We start from the raw sequence: 4,113 nt of genomic DNA, 5'->3' as shown, positions 1-4,113 counted from the left end.
CTCTGCTGATTGCCTTAATACTGGGGCTACTCACGGCGAAGGCTAAATTATCATCACATCGTGGGTTGCGTGTTATTGGTCAACTTTATACGACGGTGATCCGCGGTGTGCCAGATCTGGTACTGATGCTGCTCATTTTTTTCGGCATTCAAATTGCCGTAAATATGCTAGGTGATTGGATAGCAGAACATTACCAGATTGATTTTTATATCAATATTGATGAGTTTACCGCAGGTGTATTGACCATTGGGCTAATTTTTGGTGCTTACATGGGCGAAACGTTCCGGGGGGCGTTTTTGGCGGTAGAGCGTGGTCAGATCGATGCTGCACGGGCTTTTGGTATGTCTTCGGCACAAGTATTCCGACGGGTGTTGTTCCCACAAATGATGCGACATGCACTGCCCGGATTGGGCAATAACTGGCAAGTTCTGGTCAAGACAACCGCGTTGGCTTCAGTCATTGGGCTGACTGATATGGTCAAGCTGGCCAAAGAAGCGGCCGGGGCGGTACATGAGCCATTTATCTTTTTTATTCCGGTAGCCATTATCTATCTGGCATTAACCACGCTTTCTGAATGGGGCATTTCAGCGCTGGAAAGACACTACAGCATTGGCGTAGTCAGGGAGTAGACAAGATGAACGAGCCATTTTTGCATATTTTAACCACTTGGTTAGACGGTAACACGATTTTCACCTCTGAAACGCTGCTGCACTATGCCAATGGGTTGGTGACTACGTTGCAATTGCTGGTTGTTTCATTGTGGTTTGGCGGATTACTTGCAATTCCGTTAGCCATTGCAAGATGCAGCAAGAACCGTATTATTTCAGGCTCAGTGTGGGTATTTACCTATCTGTTTCGTGGAACACCTTTGCTGATCCAACTCTATATTGTGTATTACGGCGTGAGCATGATTGATGGTGTACAAGGCTCTGTCTGGTGGCCATTCCTGCAAAACCCGCTTTACCCCTGTTTACTTGCTTTTTCCCTCAATACTGCAGCCTACAGTACTGAGATTTTACGTGGTGCAATGCAGGCTACGCCGCGTACAGAACGTGAAGCGGCACGAGCGTACGGTATGTCATCTTTTTGTTTGTTACGACGGATAGTTTTGCCTTCAGCTTTTCGTCGCGTGTTACCCGCATACTCTAATGAGGTGATTTATATGCTGCATGCTACCTCACTCGCCAGTGTGGTTACGGTCATTGATATTACCGGTGCGGCACGTGATACCTATGCACGTTATTACGCGCCGTTTGAGGCCTTTTGCTTTGCCGCACTGATTTATCTGTGCTTAACACTGATGATTGTTGGAGTCTTTAAACGGTGGGAACAACGCTGGCAACGGCATCTACGCCCTTTATCGTAAGATTGGATATAGCCACAACCGCGTCGTGTACAAAAAAGCCGGCTTAAACCGGCTTTTTTATCTAGATAGCGTTACAACGTAAAATTAGCCCAAATTGGCGCATGATCTGACGGTTTTTCCATTCCCCGGATCTGATAATCAATTCCTGTATCTAGGCAGCGTTCTGCCAGCATTTTCGTGGCCAAAATCTGATCGATACGTAAACCTCGGTTCTCATCAAACCCTTTTGAACGGTAATCAAACCATGAAAATCTGTCATTCACTTCAGGATTTTCTGCTCGGAAAGTATCAATAAGCCCCCACTGCAACAGTGTTTCCATCCACTCACGCTCTTCAGGCAAGAATGAGCATTTTCCGGTACGTAACCAGCGTTTACGATTTTGCTCACCAATACCAATATCTAGATCCGTGGCACTGATGTTCATATCCCCCATAATGACAATCGGTTGATCTGGGTTATGGCAGGTATTGAGATAGCGCATCAGATCAGCATAAAACTTACGTTTTGCCGGAAACTTGGTTTCATGATCACAACTTTCACCTTGCGGAAAATAGCCATTAATCACCGTTAATGTGCCTGCAGGTGTGGCCAAATCAGCCATGATGATACGGCGCTGCGCATCTTCATCATCTGTCGGGAAGCCTTTACGTACGGCCAAGGGTTCAGCTTTGGTCAGTAACGCCACACCGTAATGACTTTTTTGGCCATGATAAAAAACGTGATACCCCAGCGGAGCAAGATCAGCTAACGGAAAGGCATCATCGTGGACTTTAATCTCTTGCAGCCCAATAACATCGGGTTGATGCTGCTGTACAATTTCAGCCAACTGGTGTGGCCTTGCTCGTAACCCATTGATATTAAAAGATATGAATTTCATAAGTTGTATTTATTATCACCAATAAAAAGAGATACCTAGAATGCTAACAAGGCCACAGACAGTTTGAAAGCAAGAATTGATCTCAGTCAAGATAGAGTCTTTAATGAGGCGATAACCAACCGCTTAGGTTTCACTCACCCAAGAGTCTTTACGGCAGGCATACAAAACTACAGGAATCGCCACAAATGCTGCTGTGCCCAGTACTAATATCAAACTATAAGTTAGTGGGTTACCTACTGATATTTGTTCAGGTGGAATAAAGCTAACGACAAAAGCCAGTGCTGAAGAAAATAGCCCCACACCACCAATTAACCATATACCCGCTTTTCCACCTGGAATTTTATATGGCCGAACGGTAGTCGGTTCTCGGTAGCGTAAAACAATGACAGCAATAAACATCATAATGTACATCAGTAAATATAAAATAATTGAAAGCTGCCCAAGGATCTGAAACGCAGACTGCACTGACGGTAAAAAAATCAACAATACAGAGAGCAGTGTGACAATAGCACCCTGCATCAATAAAATATTCCACTGTACACCATGACGATTCACTTTTTGCAATAACGGCGGAAGATAGCCTAATCTTCCCACGGCAAACAGGCCACTTGAAGGGCCTGAAACAATCACAGTAACCTGCCCTAACACCCCGATTGCCAGCATAGCTGCAATGAGTTGACCTAACCAAGATATCCCCAATGCAGTAAACAGATGATCATAGGTCATTAATAAGCTTTGCACTAAGTTCATATGATTTTGTGGAATTACCGCGCTGATCGTTAATGTGCCCAATACTAAAACAATAACTGTTGATATCGCTGCTAACCCAATGGCTATCGGGTAATTACGTGAAGGGTTATCTAACTGGCTAACATGTACCGCATTAATTTCCATACCGGAATAAAATAAAAACACACTTGCTGCCAGTACAATATTACTAAAATGATTAAAGTCAGGAATAGCCGCAGAGTAAGAGAGCGTAAATTCGATAGGATGTCCGGTGGAAACATATAAAGCACCGCATACAATCAGAATAATGGCAGGAATAATAGTACCGATTAATCCGGCAACTGCACTGATGCGTGACGCTGATTTTACGCCACGTGCAGTAATGCATGTAGCTAGCCAATACACACATAACACCACAACCAGTGTATATACTTTATTTTCCGCTAATACAGCATTACTGATAGGATTATTCCCTGTGTACGCTAATGATACCGCAGCAAAAATAAGCATTGTAGGAAAACAGATTGTGGTTGCCAGCCATTGTAAATAAATTGCCAATAGCCCTAACCTATCCCCCAAAGCTTGACTTATCCAGCGAAAAACGCCCCCTTTTTGAGGCCAACCCGTTGCCAGTTCGGCTGCAACAAGCGAAACAGGAACTAAAAAAAACAGCGCTGCAAATAAGTAATAAAAAACAGACGCTAAACCATATTCGGCCTCTGTTGATAAACCACGTAAGCTTATTACGGTAGTGATATTCATCAAAATGAATGTTCCTACGGTTAATACAACCGGCTTAATGGTTTTTTTATCGCCACATTGATTATTACTTATGCTCTCATTTTGATTAGGCATAACTACTCTCCAGATACCTAGTTATAGTATCAGATACCTTTTTTATAAAGTAACGCGCGGTTAATGGTATTAACCCGTTTAAATGCTATGCCATTGCTCATATTGGATAATGGCATAGCGTCTAAATATAAAGCATTTAAATATAAAGAGAATAAATATAAATTGGCCAATATCAGTTAATACTGCAATTCACTTATCTTATTTATCACTCTCTTTTTCATCCCAATGTATAATCCATGCAGGTTTACGGCATGCATAAACAATCAAAGGCACAACAAAAAAGCA

At 43.0% G+C, this 4,113-nt stretch carries 4 protein-coding genes; 2 read left to right on the top strand and 2 right to left on the bottom strand.

Features of this window, described 5'->3' with window-relative positions:
* Positions 1–629: ABC transporter permease (locus ACRC27_RS01365; RefSeq protein WP_438638979.1), on the top strand; the 629-nt coding region annotated here is incomplete at its 5' end.
* Between the two features lie 5 nt (positions 630–634).
* On the top strand, positions 635–1,366 hold the full coding sequence (locus ACRC27_RS01360; RefSeq protein WP_438638977.1) for an ABC transporter permease: 732 nt from the start codon (positions 635–637) through the stop codon (positions 1,364–1,366).
* Between the two features lie 71 nt (positions 1,367–1,437).
* Here ACRC27_RS01360 and xthA read toward each other — a convergent pair whose 3' ends face one another.
* Positions 1,438–2,244 (bottom strand): exodeoxyribonuclease III, encoded by an 807-nt coding sequence (gene xthA / locus ACRC27_RS01355; RefSeq protein ID WP_438638976.1) that lies wholly within the window; start codon positions 2,242–2,244, stop codon positions 1,438–1,440.
* 123 nt (positions 2,245–2,367) lie between these two features.
* A complete protein-coding gene (gadC, locus tag ACRC27_RS01350) occupies positions 2,368–3,828 on the bottom strand; it encodes a putative glutamine/gamma-aminobutyrate antiporter GadC (protein WP_438638974.1) in 1,461 nt (486 codons plus the stop codon).
* Positions 3,829–4,113 lie beyond the last annotated feature (285 nt).

Origin of the sequence: Plesiomonas sp. (assembly GCF_051650925.1) — a bacterium.
Classification (GTDB): domain Bacteria; phylum Pseudomonadota; class Gammaproteobacteria; order Enterobacterales; family CAMTGL01; genus Plesiomonas.
This window is presented reverse-complemented; position numbering and strand designations above follow the sequence as displayed.